Consider the following 15992-nt stretch of genomic DNA (forward strand, 5'->3'; position numbering starts at 1 on the left):
CGAAGGTCCAGTCCACCGGCCTGGCCCATGCGCTGGCCGTTAGTCGTCGTACTCAATGGGTCACCACCGTCTGGCGCTGTCGCACCTCAATAGAAGTCGTCTGGCCCGCCGGGGCCGTTATCTCGCCGAGGTCGCCCGACGGCGTCAGGCACGTGCCGGTGCATGCCCACGTCACGGCGTACACCAGCTGCGCCGAGACGGTGTGCGTGTCGCCGTCGGGGTTCGTCAATGACGTGTAGGCGTAGCTGCAGGTCGTCTTCGCCGACTCGCCCATGCCGGGCGTTGAGGGCCGGCCCGCGTCCGCGCACTGCTTGGTCTCGCCGTTGCCCATGTTCCAGTCCACACGAACCGGCGCGGCCGTCACCGTCACCGTCGTAGGACCTGCCGAGACCGACAGGTTCAGCGTGTGCCACTGCTCCGGCGGGATCCACAGCCAGTTGTCGATGTTGATGTAGGTGTGGAAGTTCGGGCCCGGCGCGATCTTCGCGTCAGCAGTCACCAGCTTCATCCGCCCCAACGCACGCTGCGCCAGCACCGCCGGGTCCACCACCGTCGGCCCCTGACCGTTAGGCACGAAGAACGTGTTGCCGTTATTCGCGAAGTCCGTATCGCAGCCCCACACAGAGCCCTCGGACGGATCGTGCCCTTCCCACAGCGGGGAACCGGGCTTCGGCTGCGGCTGGAGCATGTAGGCGTTGCACCCGGCACCGTTCATCGCGTTCGGGAACCATGCGCCAGCGTTCGGGTCGGTGCACGGAACTTCCTCCCCCGTATAGATGTCGTCGCAGGTCGCCGGCACCGTCGACCCAGAGCCGCCGCCCGGACCCGGGTCGGTGTCGGTACCGCCTGGCGTTCCCGGAACGGTGACGACCACGCAGATCCATCCGCCGGGAATCTGGGAGGGCGTCTGCCCGGGCGGGCAACTCGGCGCGCCTCCATCCGCGCGAGCAGGGCCAGCTTGCATGAGGAGACTGCTCAGGATGAGACCGACGGTTGCGGCGATCACTCTCAGGGCTTGCATGGCTTCGGCTTCCCACTTGAGGCGTCCTCGATGCCGTAGATCAACCAGTCGTAACCCTTGGGCTTCGAGAGACTGATCGTCCGCAGGTTCGGCCGTTGCTGTGCCTTGACCGGCTTGGCGGGCTTGCCGTGCTGGGTCACCTTGATCTGCGTGTTGTCAACGCACTGGGTGATCTCGACACTGCCGCCGTCCTTCGACACTGACTTGGCCTTCGACCAGTAGATGCCGGGCGTGCCGCTCACCTTGACGTCGACCTGCTCGTAGGAGGCGAGTCGCTTGTACTGGTTCTGCCAGAACGGCGACGGGAAGTACTCCTTGAAGAGATTGGCAGCGGCCTCGGTGGCCTTGCCCCGCGCCCAGATCGGCTCGGAGCGCTGCTCGTACTCGGTCCAGCGGGCGAGGGCGTCCTGGTAGGCCTTCAGCTGCGCCGGGGTGTACTTCTTCTTCCAGGCGTCTGAGGTCGGCGACGGGCTGCTGGTTGGCGAGCTGCTCACCGTGGGCGACGGGCTGTCGTCGCTCGTCGGGTCGTCGCCGCCCCCGCAGGCAGCGGTGCCGAGCATGAGTACTGCGGCCCCAAGGGCCGCTGCGGTCTTGCGATGAAAGCGGCGCATCAGCACCGAACCTCCCGAGTGGTGTGCGACTGTCCAGTCGCAGCGTAAGGCGCCTCGGAGACAGGACGGCTCTGCAACGGGGTCATGACGGCGCTGCCTGTCGTGTCCGATCCATTGCGAGTCCTCTCCACCTGCCGGTATGCCCTCTCAGTCGGGATGGCAACCACGGCGTCGGTGGATCGGACATGCCTCTGGCAGATTCCTTCAGATTCGTCTCCCGTGGCGCTCCCGCCTGTCGCTCGAGCTGGCGGGAGCGCCACGGTCGCCTGAGTCGTTCCCGCGTTTGAGGGCGGTGGGGAACAGGCCAGGCGGGAAGGACGCCGGCGCGGCGTGGGGACGACGGTGATCCCGCCGGGCTGGCGGGTGTTGCTGCCTTCCGAGTGACCGCGGAGGTGGGCGGCAGGATCGGTGGCGTTGGCAACGCGACCGCGCCCGGGCAGGCCAGAGGCCCGCGGGTGAGGAGGTCGCCGAGTCGTCTCCACGATGTGCCCTTCCGAGACGCCCGCCCCGGTGGGGCGAGCGGATCTTCATTGTGAACGAGACCGGTGGTTCGGTCACGCCCCTCTCTTCCGTCGCTCAGCGTGGGTTGCTTCGCCTGACCCGCGCGTTGCTGTACCGTCATCATCACACAGAAACGGGTGATTACAACCCCATTAGGCCGATCGACGTGTCGGGCACAATGCGACGCATGCCGCAGCAGCCGACACCGCCTGAGATGCCCGAGGAGGTGATCGCGATCATCGATGCAGTCGGCAACCGTGTACGCACGGAGGTTCTGCGGCTTCTTGCGCTCGAGGCGCAGACGGCGGCCCAGCTGGCTGAGGCCACTGACTCGGACTATCGACAGATGCGCCGCCACCTCGCGGTACTCGAGGCCCAGGGCCTGGTCACCGCGGATACGCCCCCTGACGAGCGTGGCCCCGGCCGGCGCGGCGTGCTGTGGCGAACCAACATCGAACGGGCGGAGGAAGTGGGCCGGATGTGGGTCGACTACGTCACCGGTCGCCACTCCCCCGCCGCAAAGCAGGACGGCTAGGGCCACGCGTGCCGACGATCTCTCGGGGCGGTGTCCGATCTGGCGTGCCTGTTGTTGCCAGTCCCGACGTGAGTGTCTTCCCCCACTCAGCAGCAGCGGATGCTGCTCCGCCGAACATCCGTCGAGCTCGGAACCTCGAACACTCTCCTTTTTCTGAAATTTTGCGACACGCCGCGTGGCCGCGGTTGCAGGGCGGTCGACTGCGGAGCCGATTGGATATGCGCATGGGTCGCAAGTCCAAGGGTGAGCGCCACACGTTCATGACTAGGGTGCCGGAGCTCGCCGGGAGGCGGGTCCGGCGCGAGGCCGTTGCGCTCGGGTGTCACTACACCGACTACCTGGCGTACGTGGTGTGCCGTCACGTCGACGTGCCGATGGAGGTTCCGACTGGCGGCGTCGTCGACCACGCCTTGCCGCCGGCCGTCGACGACGGCCGGGTCCAGTTCATCGCCCGAGTGCCCATGGCGGCCGCGGCGATCGTCAAGGCCGAGGCCGAAGACATGGGCGTCTCGCTGAGCGACTACATCGCCAAGGCGATCTGCGACTTCCACGACGTCCCCTTCGAACCGAGGGTGATGAAGAAGGCTTTGAGAGCGCGGACGAAGGCCACGAGGGCCGGAGAGCAGATGCCCATGACCGGATGACCGGGTCAGGGCAGTGCCCTGAAAAACGACAACGGCCCCGTTGCAGCGGGGCCTAGTCGGAAGCTCCACCGGGTTGCCGCCCGGATTCGCAAAGTCTGAGAACCACTCAAGTAGGAGAGGAGGTCCTGTGCTACCCAAAAGAGGTTGGCGATGGCCACTGTACGACAGCTCCCCGCGAAGCGGCAGTCATTCCAGCCCCCGCGTGTCGAAACTGACAGGGCGCACTACCTCCACTCCCGCGAGTGGACGGGACGCTCTGCGACTCCAGGCCGGAGCCGAGGTAGAGAGCGCTCGGTCCACGCACTTCCTGCCCCTGCGAGCACGGAAGGCGGTGGTGGCCGGCTGCGTCCGGGACGGCCCATAGGCCCAGAAATGACGAAAGGCCCCGTTGGCGCGGGACCTGACCGTCTTAGTGAAGACCGGGAACCAGTTGGCGCTGGTGACCGGGGACCTCTGAAAGGAGGTTGCTGAAGTTGTTGCCGGTAACTGTACCGGCGTCGCGTGGCGATGCCGCACACCCTGATTCGGGTCGGCGTGTCTCGCCGGCGCTGTTGGCGCTGGATGAGCACCTGTTCAACCCCGACGCGTCGCAGTGGTTGTTGATCGACGCTGGCAACGAGGCGGTCAAGAACGCTGTCGTACCGACGCTGGTCGACGGGCTCGAGCTGATCGGCAAGGGCAGGGTCGCAGCGTTGGTGGGTCACCTGCGTGCCGGCGCTGGTGTGGTCGACATCGACGTTCCTGGCGCGTTCGGTGACTGGTTCGCGGCCGAGATCTGCGACTGGCTGCGCCGCCGGGACTGTTGGGTGCTGGAGCGTCCCTCGGGCGGCGCCACGGGCCGCGCGCACATCTTCTTCGCCCGCCCGGACTACCGGTACGCCCCGAAGGCGTCGCGGACCGGGTTCGCGGCCGAGGTCACCGAGTTCCTGACGGCCCTGGCGTTGGATGTGAAGGTCCCGCCGGGCGAGCTCGACCTGCGCGACGCCGTCCGCCCCCTTTCCTCGCCTCACCGCCACGGCGCGGTGACCAAGCCCGTCGGCGACCTGAGACAGGCGCTGCGCGACTTGAAGCGGGTCCTCCCCCAGCGCCCTGAGCCCTCCCCGCTGCGGCCACGAGCCAAGGCCAAGGCCGCGAAGATCAGCACGTCGACCACAGCGGCGGGCGCCGCGACCGGGTCCGGGCTGGTGGTGCCGCTGGCGCTGCAACGGTGGAAGCGCCAGCTGCGCGGTGAGTGGCGCCAGTACCTGCTGACCGGGCAGGTCCCGGATGGTTCGTGGTCGGCGGCTGCGACGAAGACCCGTCAGGCGGTCGAGGTCGACCGGTCGCTAGTCGAGGCTGCCTGCACCCGAGAGATGGTGTGGGCGATCGGCGACCCGGAGCTGGCGTGGCGGCTGATCCGCGAGTCCCATCCGCGAGCGATGACCAAGGCCAAGCACCAGGGCTACTCGTGGTGGCTGACCTATGTGTGGAACGAGCTGGTCCGCACGGCCGCGGAGTTCCACACCACACCCGACCACAAGCCCCGCCCGGTCGCGGCACCGCCGAGGCACGTCGTCGATGCCGTGGCCGCCGGCCGCCTCGAGCTGGAGCGGCTGATGTGGACGGTCTCGGCGCGTCAGCGGCCGGCGCTGCTCCAGGTCGGCCACCAGCTGCTGGACCGGGTCCTGCGTGAAGGCCGCCTGCGCGTCCCGTGCCCCGAACGCGACTTGCTGCTCGACACGGGCCTGGGCGACCGCAAGACCATCCGCGCGGCTCTCGCCCGCCTCAACGGACGCCTGGGGACCTTGCACACCGACTGCCTGTCGGCCACCGAGCGGGACTCCACCTCCTATGAGTTCGAAATCAACACCGCCCCCGAGCAGGGGGGACGGCAAATCCCCCCACCTGCTCTTGACCCACCCCCGGTCGCTCGCGGCCTCTGGACCACCCTGCCCCGCTCCAGCCACAGCCTCTGGCGTGCCTTGCTGACCTGCCTTGAGCCCACGGACCTGGGTGAACTGGCAGTGAAGGCAGGCCTGGTGGAAGAGGCCACGGACAGCCCGTCGAAGTCACAGCGATCCACGGCGAAGGCGGCCCTGGTCGCGCTGGCGAAGGCGGGGATGGCAAGGGTCGACGAGGACGGCCGCTGGCAGGCGGCCACCCGACCCCGCTCCCTCCAGGTCGAAGAAGCCGCAGCCGCGGCGTACGCCCGGCAACTGGAGACGGTGGAAGCCGAACGAGCCGCCTACCGGGCCCACACGACCTCGAGCTGGACCACCGGCCGTGCACGGGCCATCAAGGCAGCCAAGGCGCGGGAGAAGGCCTGGTGGGACAACCTCTCCCCCGCCGCACGCGCCGAACGAGCCGCCGCCAAGCGACTCGAGTTCGAACAGATGTCCCTCACGCAGCAGGCACAGCGGAAAGCCGAGCTCGCAGAACGACGCATCCGCGCCGGGCTGGACGAGCTCGAGAACTACCAGGCCTGGCTGCGCAGCCTTCCACCCGACGAATACGTCCAGCGAAGCCTCGAACGAAAGCAGCGGTTCAAGGAGCTCTCCCCCGCCGAACGCAGCGCCTCAGTCGCGGCATGGAACCGACACCGGCTCCGCTACGGCCTCACCGCCCAGCGACTCACCACACCCGTCGTCGACGAGCGCCCGCTGCGGCCCGAGGTCGAACAGGCTGCGCTGCTGCCCGACGGCGCCGCCGCACGCGACGCCGCGTTCCTCGAACGCCAGGGCAACCTGCTCGAACCAGACCAGCAGCAGGCCGCTGGATAAGCCGCGGGAGTGCGCGACGGCCGGCGATCAGAGCACCGCGGCCAGGTCGCCCAGAGGCACCTCAAGCGCCGTAGCGACGGCGAACAGCGTGTCGATGGGGGGTGTCTTGATGGCACCCTCGATGTTGATTGACAGTGCGGCGACCCACCCCGGACTGCTCCGCGAGCCGGTCGATGCTCCAGCCCTTCGACAGCCGGGCCTTCGCGACCTCGACACCCAGCAGATCGAGCCTCGGCGGCCGAGACGACAGGTCACTACCCCGGTGCCACGGCGAGTGATCGCGGCTCTTCGCTCGAGGTGAGTACCCGGCGGCGGTGCAGCACATCCACCAAAGCCGATGCCAGCGGGCCGCGGACGCCGAGTGCCTCGGCGAGCTCACGCCAGGTCGGCCCCTCCCCCGTGTCAGCCCACACCCGTGCGACGTGCTCGCGTGCCGCGGCCGCATGCTGGTCGGCCAGGTCCTCTGCTTGCCGACGTAGCTGCGCGGCCCGAGCCCGCCGGGCTTCGCGGCGTCGCTTCTCCTCGGCGTAGATCTCACGCACGTGGGGCACTTCCCCGCGGCCCTGGGCGCTGTTGAGCAGGGCGACCGCCGCCTTCCAGCGCGGAAGCCCCGGCTTGCCGGCGTGGGTCGCGAACCGGCGATGGGCCTCCAGCACCTCCGGGGTGATCTCCTTGTTGAACCCGGCGGCGCGCAGGAGTTCCTCGACCCGCCCGTCGTCGACCTTGGGTCGCGGCCTCCGCTCGTGCGGCTTCCTTCCATCCGGGCCAGGACGAGCATCGTCGGAGCCGGTGGTCGACGGCGTCGCGTCGGCCGGCTCAGCGGTCGGCGTCTCGTGCTCAGGCTGCTTGGGTCGTCCCCGCACGGCATGCCCGCACGACAGGCACACCGCGTAAGGCCACTCCCCCACCCCGGCCGGCCGGCGCGGATCTGCTTCTCGCCGGATTTCGACCCAGGTGTTCGTCGACCCGCAAGCTCTGCATGAGGCGCCGAGTCGGCGCCGCGCATGCGTGACCTTCCCTGCCGTGGCCGCGGCGATGCTCACCAAAGACCTCCCCCGGGCGTCGTGAACACGGTCTACTGCAGGTACGCGGACAGTGCGGCGGCGATCAGCTGTGACCGCGATTCGGCGCCGTGCTTGTCCGCGAGCTGGTCGATGACATCGAGGTTGCGCGACTTGATCCTCAACGAGACCCCGACGAACCGCTCCCCCTTCGTGCCAGGGGTCCGGTCAAACAGCCCGTCGCTCACCGTCGGCTTCTCCCCTCGCGCCGCGACCAGCTCCCCCAGATCATCTTGATGAGCAACCAAGGCGTCGAGCAGCACGTCGACCTGGGAGGTGCGGTCGCGCCTCGCGCGGTCACGCCACGCCTCAGCCAGGGTGAGCGGCACTGACGCCGACACCGGCTTCATCGTGTCCGCGCTCGCGCTCCGAGCCGGCGACATGGCCTTGTCCGCCGGCGTCTTCCGCGGCCGACCCGCTGGCTTCGACGTTGACTTCGCCCGGGCACCAGACTGCTTCGGTGCCTCAACCGGCCGCCCGTCGGCGGCCTGGTCGTCGACGGGGTCCGGCGTCGGCTCGGGACTCGGCTCCGGGACCGGCGCCAAGGTTCGGGGCCGGGGGCTGGGTGCGGGAAGGGTCGGCTTCTTCAACCCGGCGATCGGGGTCATCGGCTCGCGGCGGCTCATGCCGTCGCCCCCTGCCGCTGCTCCTCCAGGGCTGCCTCGAGCTCGTCGACCCGGGTCAAGATCGCGTTCGTCAACAGCAGGTGGTCGTCAGCGAGCGCTCCGACGCTACCCGGGATCCGCTCAGGCCGACGGCCCTCCCGAAGCGCCTTCCACCACGGCTCCCCCGCGTCTTCCTCGTTCTTGATCTCCGCGAGCTCGTGGACCAGCTTGCCGGCCGCCCGCGCGTCCACGGCCGCCACCGAATGCCGGATCGTGATGACCTCACCGGCGTCATCGAGGAACAGCGACGCGGCGCCGTCGAGCACGGTCTTGATGTCCTCCATCGCATCGCGGTTCACCCGCGTTGCCTGCTTGTCGAAGTCGAACGGCACCACGCCAAGGACCTCGACATGCGGATTGACGCGCCGCACCTCTTCCAGCTCGGCGGCAAGCTCAGCCAAGTTCCCGATGCTGGAGCGGTCACTCTTCGTGGGCACCACCAGCCACCGGGTCGCGCCCAGCACCAGCTGCAGCACCGCCGGCCGAGTCGGCGGCGTGTCGATCACGATCAAGTCGTAGTCCCGCGCCAGCGGCGCCAGCGCCTCGGCCAGCATGAGCCGGTACTCGGTTCCGCGCCGCTCCTTGCCGGCAAGAACGTCCTCGATGTTCTTCAGCGCCTCACGTCCCATCGGGACCACGTCGAGATTCGGGCGCACATCGCGCAGCACCGGCTGCAGCGGCTTGTGCTCGTCGAGCACCTCCAGCATGTGCGCGCCCTGGTCGTTGGCGGCGTCCCGCTTGTAACCCAGATCGTCGCCCGCATCGCCCTGCGGGTCGAACTCCAGGAACAGGGTGCGCCACCCCGCGGCGGCGCTCAGGCCCGCGAAGTTGGTGGAAGTCGTGGTCTTGCCGACGCCGCCCTTGCCATTGGCGAAGGTGATGACTCGGCTGAGCACGTCCTGGGTCAAGGCCATCGGGGAAGAGCCTCTCTGTGCGATTGCGTGCGAATTCGGGACCGATGATTCCGCAGCGCACCACCGCAACGCGGTAGCGACACGCGGTAACGGCGTGCGGTAGTGCACGGCGGTACCGCGCCACCGTGATGCAGGCGCTAGCGCACAGCGGTACCGCGGTCCACGACTGCGCAGCACCAGCGCAAAGCACCAGCGGGACACAACAGTCCCATGCGGCGGTGCGGACGATGGTGCACAGCAACACCGCCACGCGTCGCCGCCACGCATGACCGCCGAGCACTACCGATGACCGCTACCGCCCGCCGTACCCCAAGACAGCACATCGCGGCGGCACCGCACAGGAGTATCGCGCGCGGCACCGTGGCGCGGTGGTGCGCGCGGTAGTGGCCTGCGGTAGTGAGGCGCAATAGTGGTGGGCGGTAGTGAGGCGCGGTAGTGCGCCGATGCGCTCTCGAGTCGGCCGCGGCTCTGAGGGCCGCACCTCGTGAGGCGTGGTTGGGCCCATCGTGGCGCCCAAAGGGCGCCAGAGGCCCGTTCTCGGGCTTCTGGCGGGGCGTTTTGGGAAGGCCGTGAGCCCCGTGGAACAACAGCGGTGGGATTCGCCCTCAGGAGACTCGCGGCCCCGGGTCCGGTGGGGGAGTGCCGGGAGGCGGTGGGCCGTGCGGATCGGGTGACTTCGTTTGCTCGAGTCCCGCGGCCTGCAAGGCGGCGGATCGTTGTGCAGCGCCGGGCTGGCGGCCCGTTCCGGTGCGTGCAACGGGGTCGTCGAGTCGTTCGAGCACCAGCCGGGTGTGCGTTGCGATCGCGTCGATACTCCGCCCCCGGATGCTTTCCGCCTCGGGCGTCTCAAGGCTCCTAAGCGCATCGGAGAACCCGTCGGGGAACGCGCGAGCAAGGGAGCGGGCACGCTCGCGGTACTCGGGGGCAGGGATGCCGAGCTGTTCGGCGGCCCGGTCCCAGTGCTTGCCGAGGACCTGACCGAACTTGCGTCGACCGCCGATGCCGACGGCGACCTGACGGAACTCCGGGTTCTTGGTGTCGTACGGCAAGCCGGTGGCCAAGTCGTACAGCGGCGCCACCCGGGTCTCGTGCGGGAGCAGGAGCAGCGAGATGTTCTTGGCGTGACCATCGGGCGAGCCGGACACGTAGTTGAAGGCCACGAAGTCCCCGACGGCCCGTACGGCCGCGGCGCGATGGGTGGCCACCTGATTGACAGTGCGTGCCATGTCCCGCAGGCCCGGACCGCCGTCGGACTCGTACTTCCTCGCCGGCAGGCGGCCCGCGGCCGAGCAGAAGTCCTCCTGGTGGAGGCGAACCACGGTGTCATCCTCGAGTACGAGCCGGTCATAGCGCTCGACCACGATCGCCGGCTCCTCGCCGAAGTAGACGAACTCGGTGTTCGCCACCGCGAGACCGCAGGCCGCGGCCGCGCGCATGGTGGCGTGCTCGACCAGCGCCTGGTGGTGGAGTCGGCCGATACCGGGCTTGATGATGTGCGTCGTTGCCGCCGAGCCGTGTGCCTCGTGCCAGCCGTCCCGAAGCCGAGTCAGGGCGATCTTTGCCTGCTGGCCGGGCAGCGACCAGTGCTCATCGGGCAGCGTCCAGCTCGCTTCACCCGTGGTGCGCAGGTCGCGGAGTCGAGCGGCGATCGCCTCCTCCGAAACCGCAGGCAGGTCGTGGTTGCGGGCGAGCATCTCGTCGAGCTCGTCGACGGCGCTGAACTGCACCGCGCCCGGGCAGTCCCACCCCATCTGGGACAGCAGGCCGACGTAGTCGTCGGACTCGACCTCGAGCTGGGCTGCCCAGCGTTGTCGGATCTGCGGGTCCTCCGGCAGCAGGCCCTCCAGGAACGCCTGCACGCGCACGCCGCGGTAGGTCGTCGCAGCGACCGGCATCAGCACCGACAGGGGAGTGCGCCCCTGCTCGACGTAATCGGCGTCGTAGGTGAACTCCGGCTCGGAGGACCGGAACGGCTGGCGGATGTGGCCGACGACCTGGCCGTACATCACCACCGCGAGCTCGCGCTGCCTCACTGCTGGTTTCGCTTCGCCAGTGCCGCCATCACCTCGGCCTCGGCGGGGGAGACCCGACGGGCCGCGAGGCTCAGGTCGAGATCGAGCGCAGCCAGGACCCGGAAGACCTGCTCCAGGCTGGCGGCCGGATGGCCGGTCTCGAAGCGGGCCAGCCACGCCCGCGAAACGCCACTACGCTCGGCCAGGACGGCCTGGCTCCAGTCGCGGCGCTTGCGCTCCGCGCGCACCGCCCCGCCGAGCTGCCGTGCGCTGCTGATCGCGGCCATCACGCCTCCTGTCTACGAACGTAGGCATTCTAGTTTGTCTTCGTTCATAGACCAAATGGAATGTCTACGTACGTGGACGGCGGTGGGTTGCCCAGGAGCACCGCCGACCCCAGCTGGTGTGCCTGGCGCAGATCGACGTTCCAGCCGACCAGTGCCGAGGGGTGCGACGCGGCGACCTGTCGTCCATTGCTGCGCGCGAGGCCGAACTTCACCCGGCCCCGGATGAACAGCAGAGAGGTGGCCGAGGCCATCGCCTCGTGCCAGATCCGGGTGTCGGTGTGGGCGGGCATGAGCAACACGACCCGGGAGCCAGCGGCGCCGGCCTCGGCACACCGGCGTACCCAGCGCACCCGGACCTCGCCGTAGGGTGGGTTGCAGAACACCGTCGCGGCCGACCAGGGCAGGGCAGCTCCGTCGTCCGGCAGCGCATAGAACCGCTCCGCCCCGACCGGGTTGTCCGGAGTGGTGCACGGGTCCAGCTCGATCCGGCCACCCAGGGCGGCGCGGACCGGCTCCAGCACGTAAGGCGGGGTCAGGTGCACCTGTTCGGCGGCATCCTCGGTGCGACGCCGGAGCCCGTTGTCGAACCGGAACAGGGCGAGCTCGGTTCTCACGACCACCACCCAGCCCTCAGCACGGGCCGCCGCCCGATCACGGGCTCGGCGTCCGGGCCGGCGTCGCAGTGGGGGAGGGGAGCGGGGTCGGCGCCGGCGCGACGGTGTGCGGCGGACGCAGCGCGGCCGCCTGCAGGGCCGCCGGTGGATCCGGTGCCCAGGCTGGCTGATCGGGAACCGGCTGATCGGCCGGTGTCGCTGCCCGCTGGTCGAACCACGCATGATCTTGGCTGCCGCCCATGGCCAGCGGCACCAACGTCCGAGCCTCCAACCGCACCGCGTCCCAGGCGGCCAGCCGCTCCGGCGCCGCGTCGCCGCGCTGCAGGGGCATGATCCGGTACTCGCGCCGCACCTCCATCACCGCGGCCGAGGCCGCACGGTAGCCCGACGCCGCTGCGGTCTCCCGCGCGATGCGGCGGATGTGGTCGACCGCTGCGATCGGGTCGGTGAAACGGGTCGCGTGGTCGGTGCCGAACGGCTCGCGGTTCATCGGCCCGGCCCCGAGGGCGGCTGTGACGTCGAGGTGATCCCGACTCGGGCCGGTGCGGGCGTGTCCGGGGCGGTTGTGAGCGCGGAGCGCATCAGCGGTACACCCGTCGAGGTAGCGGGCGGGCTCGGCTCGAGAGTGGGCGAGGGCTGCCCGGTCAGTTCGGCGAGCAGGGCGATCGCTCGGTCGGCCAGGTCGCATCCGGCGTCATCGCTGTCGTGCCACTCCGATGCCGCGGGGAAGTCGCTGGCAGACTCGGCGGCCGAGGGGCCAGCTCGTTCCGAACGCCACTGGGCGTGTTCGGCGAGAAGGTCCGAGGCGGCGCGCAACTGGTCGACCGTCGGCCCGTTGACGCTTGTTCCGAGGGCGTCGGCGAGCAGCGGAAGCAGTTCTTCGGCGGTCGGAAGATCCACGTCCGCGGCCGCTTGGTGCTGATGGTCCCAGTCCGGGCGGGCACCCGCTGGGTGGCCTTCGTAGTCGCAGTAATGCCCGTCCTCGCTGCCGTCGAGCGGATAGCCGTCGACCGTCACGCCCGACACGACCCACCGGCCGCCCCCACCTCCGGCTTGCGGCTCCTCGAGGTGGAGGTAGACCTTGACGTGGTCCTCGATCCGGTGCGGATAGTCCGGGGCGTCCTCCCAACGCTCTGTCCCGGTGCGGGCGCTGGTCCTGGTGTCGGGTGAGGGGGTGTGGTCGTCGCTCATCGTCTCTTCCTCTCAGGTGGTGTGCTCGGCCCCGCAGGTACACCTCCCGTAAGGAGGGCCGGGATCGTGGGTGCCCTTCGCTGCGCCATGGAGCGGCGTTGACGGGGCCGAGCAGGGTCTTTAGAAGGCCGGCGCGCTGTAGGTGACGCTGCGCGCGGCCGGGAACGGCGTCGGCGCGCGGGCCGACGTGGTCGGGGTCATGGTCAGGGTCTGCTGGAGCGCGGCCCGCTGCAGCGGGTTGCCGAACCGGGCCGCCGGCTCGCTGGGGGCAGGCAGGTTGACCAGGTCGGTCAGGGTCATCTCCAGCGGCGAACGACGGTTCACCCGCGCCGGGCCGTCTCGACGGCGCGGGTCGGCGTCGATCAGGTGGCTGTTGCCGCGGAGCAGCTCGCGGCGCAGCGCCTTGCCCAGGTTGTGGGTGACCTCGTGGGTCGCCTTCGCCAACTCGGCCATCTGCGGCGGCTGCAGCCGGATCGCCACCCCGCGGTCCTGCATCCGGGCGACCGCGGTCGTCAGCTCGCTCTGCTGCCAGAAGGTGCGCTTGTTCGGGTCGCGGCCGTCGGAGACGGCGGCGAGATACCTGATCCGCGGCTGGAGCTCCTCCAGCACCTCGGCACGCTCGGCGAAGAACGCCGCGAGGCTGCGGGTCCTCGTTGACTGCTCGGCAGCCTGGGCGAAGACCTGGCACAGATACAGCTGGCTGGCCGTGACCTGCCGTGCGGCGTCAGCGGTGATCTCCGGCTCGTCGTCGAAGAAGGCGTCGTTGGCCCTCATCGGCTTCAAGAACCGAGCCAGCCGCCGCTGCGCCGCCGCCAGGTCCTCCGGCGCGCCGACCAGTGCCACCGGCTGGAGCACGGCGGAGGGCTCGACCTGGCGCAGCCGCGGGGTGGCCTCCTCGGGGCTCGCGCTCGTGGCATGCCAGGTGGCGATCCGAGCGGTCTGGGAGAGCACCATCCGCTTCTCGTCCAGCCCCATCGCGTACTCCGGCCGATGGTGATCGTTGAGCAGCCCGACCTCGTCCAGTCGGGCGTCGAGCACGAGTACTGCCTCCAGGGCGACCGCGACGTCCCGCATGACCCACCAGCCGGCACCGGGGTCGGTGCGCCACGGCTGCTCCTCTGCGGCCGAGAGCGCATGGGAGCCGGCCAGCAGCTCGATCGCCGCTGCCCGCCACGACTCCACGGTCGGGTCGGTCGCCTCCTCGGCGAGGACCTCGACCGGGGAGCGCCGCTCGTCCCAGGGCAGCGACGGCAACGAGAAGGCGATGTTGTCCACCAGGCTGGCGAGCTTCTCGTCCAACCCGGCCAGGGCCGGTGCCGGTGTACGCGCAGGCAGATGGTCCACCGGCGGATACCAGTCGTCCTGGCCGAGGTCATAGAGCCGCTGGCGAAGCGCGTCCACCACCGCCTCCCGGCAGTGCAGCAGCTGGTCGACCGCAACCGCGTCGGCCGGCAGCTCATCGGCGACGACCAGCGCATTAAGAGCCCGCGCCGCGTTCTCGGCGTGCTCGCCGTAGGTCGCCACCGTCATCGCAGGCCGCCCGGCGACCACGATCGGGATCCAGTCGTGCTCATGCCGGGACAAGCAACCCTCGCCCCACCGGATCGGACGCGGCGCAGCGAACAATCTGCGGACCGCCTCTGCGTACGCGAGGGCGACCTCCGGCAGAACGGTCCAGCCCGCGTGGCCCGGCGGGGCCGGGGGATTAGGCCCGGGCCGGCGCTCGCCGCGCGTCAGGTGATGCCCGGGTTCCCGCTCTCAGGTCCCGGATCCTGTGGGGCGGGCAGGCCCCGCGGCGGGGACGAGGTGCCCGACGGCCGCGCTGGATTGAGCGCGGCGGTCTGCAGAGCCACCGGGCCGTCCACCGCGTGCGCGACTGTGGCGGGAAGCCGCGCATGCATCTCGTCGAGGGTCGCCAGTTCTACGCGCGCGTCCTGGTGACGATCCGGGTAGTGCGCCAGGGCGTAGCGCACCATGGCCGGCGAGGCGAGCTCGAGACGACCACGGGACGGTGCCGCGATGGCTCCCTTGTGCAGGGCGCCCTCACGCGCCACCGACCACTGGCGGCTCTGGCGGCCAAGCAGCTGCTCCAGCTGGGCCACACTGGCCCGGCCGCCGCACAGCGCGATCGCCGTCACCAGCTCGGCCTCACGGTCGGACAGCTTGCGCCAGTCATCACCGAGGCTGCGCTCGTTCTTCCGATCGAGCAGATCCATCGCCTCCGGGATCGCTGCCGCCGCGTCGCCACCGGTGACCAGGTCGGGCCGCGACCCCTTGGCCCACACCGCGTCCGCGAAGTACTGGACATGCGCGGGAAAGCAGTCCGAGGCCACCAGGACTGCGTCGACGGCCGCGTCCTCCCAGTCCACCCCGACGCCCCTCGCAGGCTCGACGATCGCTCGCCGGGCGTCGTGCTCGGTCAGGCGGGTGGGCAGGAAGATCTCGTTGAAGAGTCGCTCGGGATGAGTGACACCAGCCGCGATGAGAGCATCGCCGGTCGTTGGCAGACCACTGCCGAGGAACAGCACCGGCGCATCGGCCCTGCCCGACGGCGGTTCCTTGTTGAGCCGCCCCAAGGCAGCCCCGAGCAGTCCCAGCTCGGCCTGGTTCCCGGCCTGCACCTCGTCCACCAGCAGCAGGAGGCCGGCCGCGCCCCGGCGCTCTGAGTGAACAGCGGCGGCGAGCTCCGCCAATGCTTCCGCCAAGGCTTCCGGCGTGCGCCGGCTCGATGCCTGATCCTCAGGGCTGAGCGAGACGCCCACACTGATCCCACCCGCGCCGAGCGTGATCCCCGCGAAGCGCTCCAATGCAGTCTTGGCCCGTTCCCACGGGGTCGAGTTCGCCCGGAGCCGATCACTGGCCTGCTGCAGCAGCGACGGGATCAGTGTCGGCTGCTGGTCGACCGCCTGCACGCTGACGACCTCGAAGCCGCGAGTCTGCGCCATCACGGCAAGCTGATCGGCGGTGACCGTCTTCCCGATGCCTCGCGGCCCGGTGAACAGCCAATCGTCCACCCCTCGTCGCCCGTTCCGGCAGACCTCGCCCAGCTGCCCGTCCCACGCCCGCAGCAACTCGTCGCGTCCCACGAGCAAGGGCGGCTTCTTCGAAGCACCGTAGTTGTAGATCCGAGGACGCATGCCGCCAACCCTGCCTTAGAAACCCTTAGAAAGCCACATG

Annotated in this window: 15 protein-coding genes; 3 read left to right on the forward strand and 12 right to left on the reverse strand. The window is 69.9% G+C overall.

What is annotated here, in order from left to right; genetic code table 11:
- Positions 1-52 precede the first annotated feature (52 nt).
- The gene (locus ABLE53_RS24525) at positions 53-874 is read right to left on the reverse strand and encodes a hypothetical protein (protein ID WP_348861820.1); all 822 of its coding nucleotides are present in this window, start codon (positions 872-874) and stop codon (positions 53-55) included.
- A 134-nt stretch (positions 875-1008) separates the two neighbouring features.
- On the reverse strand, positions 1009-1632 hold the full coding sequence (locus tag ABLE53_RS24530; protein WP_348861821.1) for a hypothetical protein: 624 nt from the start codon (positions 1630-1632) through the stop codon (positions 1009-1011).
- Positions 1633-2320: 688 nt separating this feature from the next.
- Between ABLE53_RS24530 and ABLE53_RS24535 the strand changes: the two genes are divergently transcribed.
- The 3 genes from ABLE53_RS24535 (at position 2321) to ABLE53_RS24545 (ending at position 6071) form a co-directional block, all read left to right on the forward strand.
- Positions 2321-2668, forward strand: a complete 348-nt coding sequence (locus ABLE53_RS24535; protein ID WP_348861822.1) for an ArsR/SmtB family transcription factor — start codon at positions 2321-2323, stop codon at positions 2666-2668.
- 269 nt (positions 2669-2937) lie between these two features.
- Entirely contained in the window at positions 2938-3312 is a 375-nt protein-coding gene (locus tag ABLE53_RS24540; RefSeq protein WP_348861823.1) for a hypothetical protein, read from the forward strand.
- Between the two features lie 551 nt (positions 3313-3863).
- A complete protein-coding gene (locus ABLE53_RS24545) occupies positions 3864-6071 on the forward strand; it encodes a hypothetical protein (RefSeq protein ID WP_348861825.1) in 2208 nt (735 codons plus the stop codon).
- A gap of 254 nt (positions 6072-6325) precedes the next feature.
- Here ABLE53_RS24545 and ABLE53_RS24550 read toward each other — a convergent pair whose 3' ends face one another.
- From ABLE53_RS24550 to ABLE53_RS24595, 10 genes are all read right to left on the reverse strand, one after another.
- The gene (locus ABLE53_RS24550) at positions 6326-7114 is read right to left on the reverse strand and encodes a hypothetical protein (RefSeq protein ID WP_348861826.1); all 789 of its coding nucleotides are present in this window, start codon (positions 7112-7114) and stop codon (positions 6326-6328) included.
- Positions 7115-7146: 32 nt separating this feature from the next.
- Positions 7147-7473, reverse strand: coding sequence for a hypothetical protein (locus tag ABLE53_RS24555; RefSeq protein WP_348861827.1), 327 nt, complete (start codon positions 7471-7473; stop codon positions 7147-7149).
- A 281-nt stretch (positions 7474-7754) separates the two neighbouring features.
- On the reverse strand, positions 7755-8711 hold the full coding sequence (locus tag ABLE53_RS24560) for a ParA family protein (protein ID WP_348861828.1): 957 nt from the start codon (positions 8709-8711) through the stop codon (positions 7755-7757).
- A gap of 605 nt (positions 8712-9316) precedes the next feature.
- Positions 9317-10744, reverse strand: a complete 1428-nt coding sequence (locus ABLE53_RS24565) for a type II toxin-antitoxin system HipA family toxin (protein WP_348861829.1) — start codon at positions 10742-10744, stop codon at positions 9317-9319.
- A complete protein-coding gene (locus tag ABLE53_RS24570; RefSeq protein WP_348861830.1) occupies positions 10741-11010 on the reverse strand; it encodes a helix-turn-helix domain-containing protein in 270 nt (89 codons plus the stop codon). The genes ABLE53_RS24565 and ABLE53_RS24570 overlap by 4 nt, the downstream gene beginning before the upstream one ends.
- 44 nt (positions 11011-11054) lie before the next feature.
- On the reverse strand, positions 11055-11624 hold the full coding sequence (locus ABLE53_RS24575) for a DNA N-6-adenine-methyltransferase (RefSeq protein WP_348861831.1): 570 nt from the start codon (positions 11622-11624) through the stop codon (positions 11055-11057).
- 37 nt (positions 11625-11661) lie between these two features.
- Complete coding sequence (locus tag ABLE53_RS24580; RefSeq protein WP_348861832.1) at positions 11662-12114, reverse strand: hypothetical protein; 453 nt, start codon at positions 12112-12114, stop codon at positions 11662-11664.
- A complete protein-coding gene (locus ABLE53_RS24585) occupies positions 12111-12815 on the reverse strand; it encodes a hypothetical protein (RefSeq protein ID WP_348861833.1) in 705 nt (234 codons plus the stop codon). Before ABLE53_RS24585 ends, ABLE53_RS24580 begins: the two co-directional genes overlap by 4 nt.
- Positions 12816-12935: 120 nt before the next feature.
- Positions 12936-14399, reverse strand: coding sequence for a hypothetical protein (locus ABLE53_RS24590; protein WP_348861834.1), 1464 nt, complete (start codon positions 14397-14399; stop codon positions 12936-12938).
- Positions 14400-14548: 149 nt separating this feature from the next.
- Positions 14549-15952: a P-loop NTPase family protein gene (locus ABLE53_RS24595; RefSeq protein WP_348861835.1), complete on the reverse strand. Its 1404-nt coding sequence runs from the start codon at positions 15950-15952 to the stop codon at positions 14549-14551.
- Positions 15953-15992: the final 40 nt, after the last annotated feature.

The sequence above is a fragment of the Nocardioides asiaticus genome (genome assembly GCF_040049175.1).
GTDB lineage: Bacteria > Actinomycetota > Actinomycetes > Propionibacteriales > Nocardioidaceae > Nocardioides > Nocardioides cheoyonin.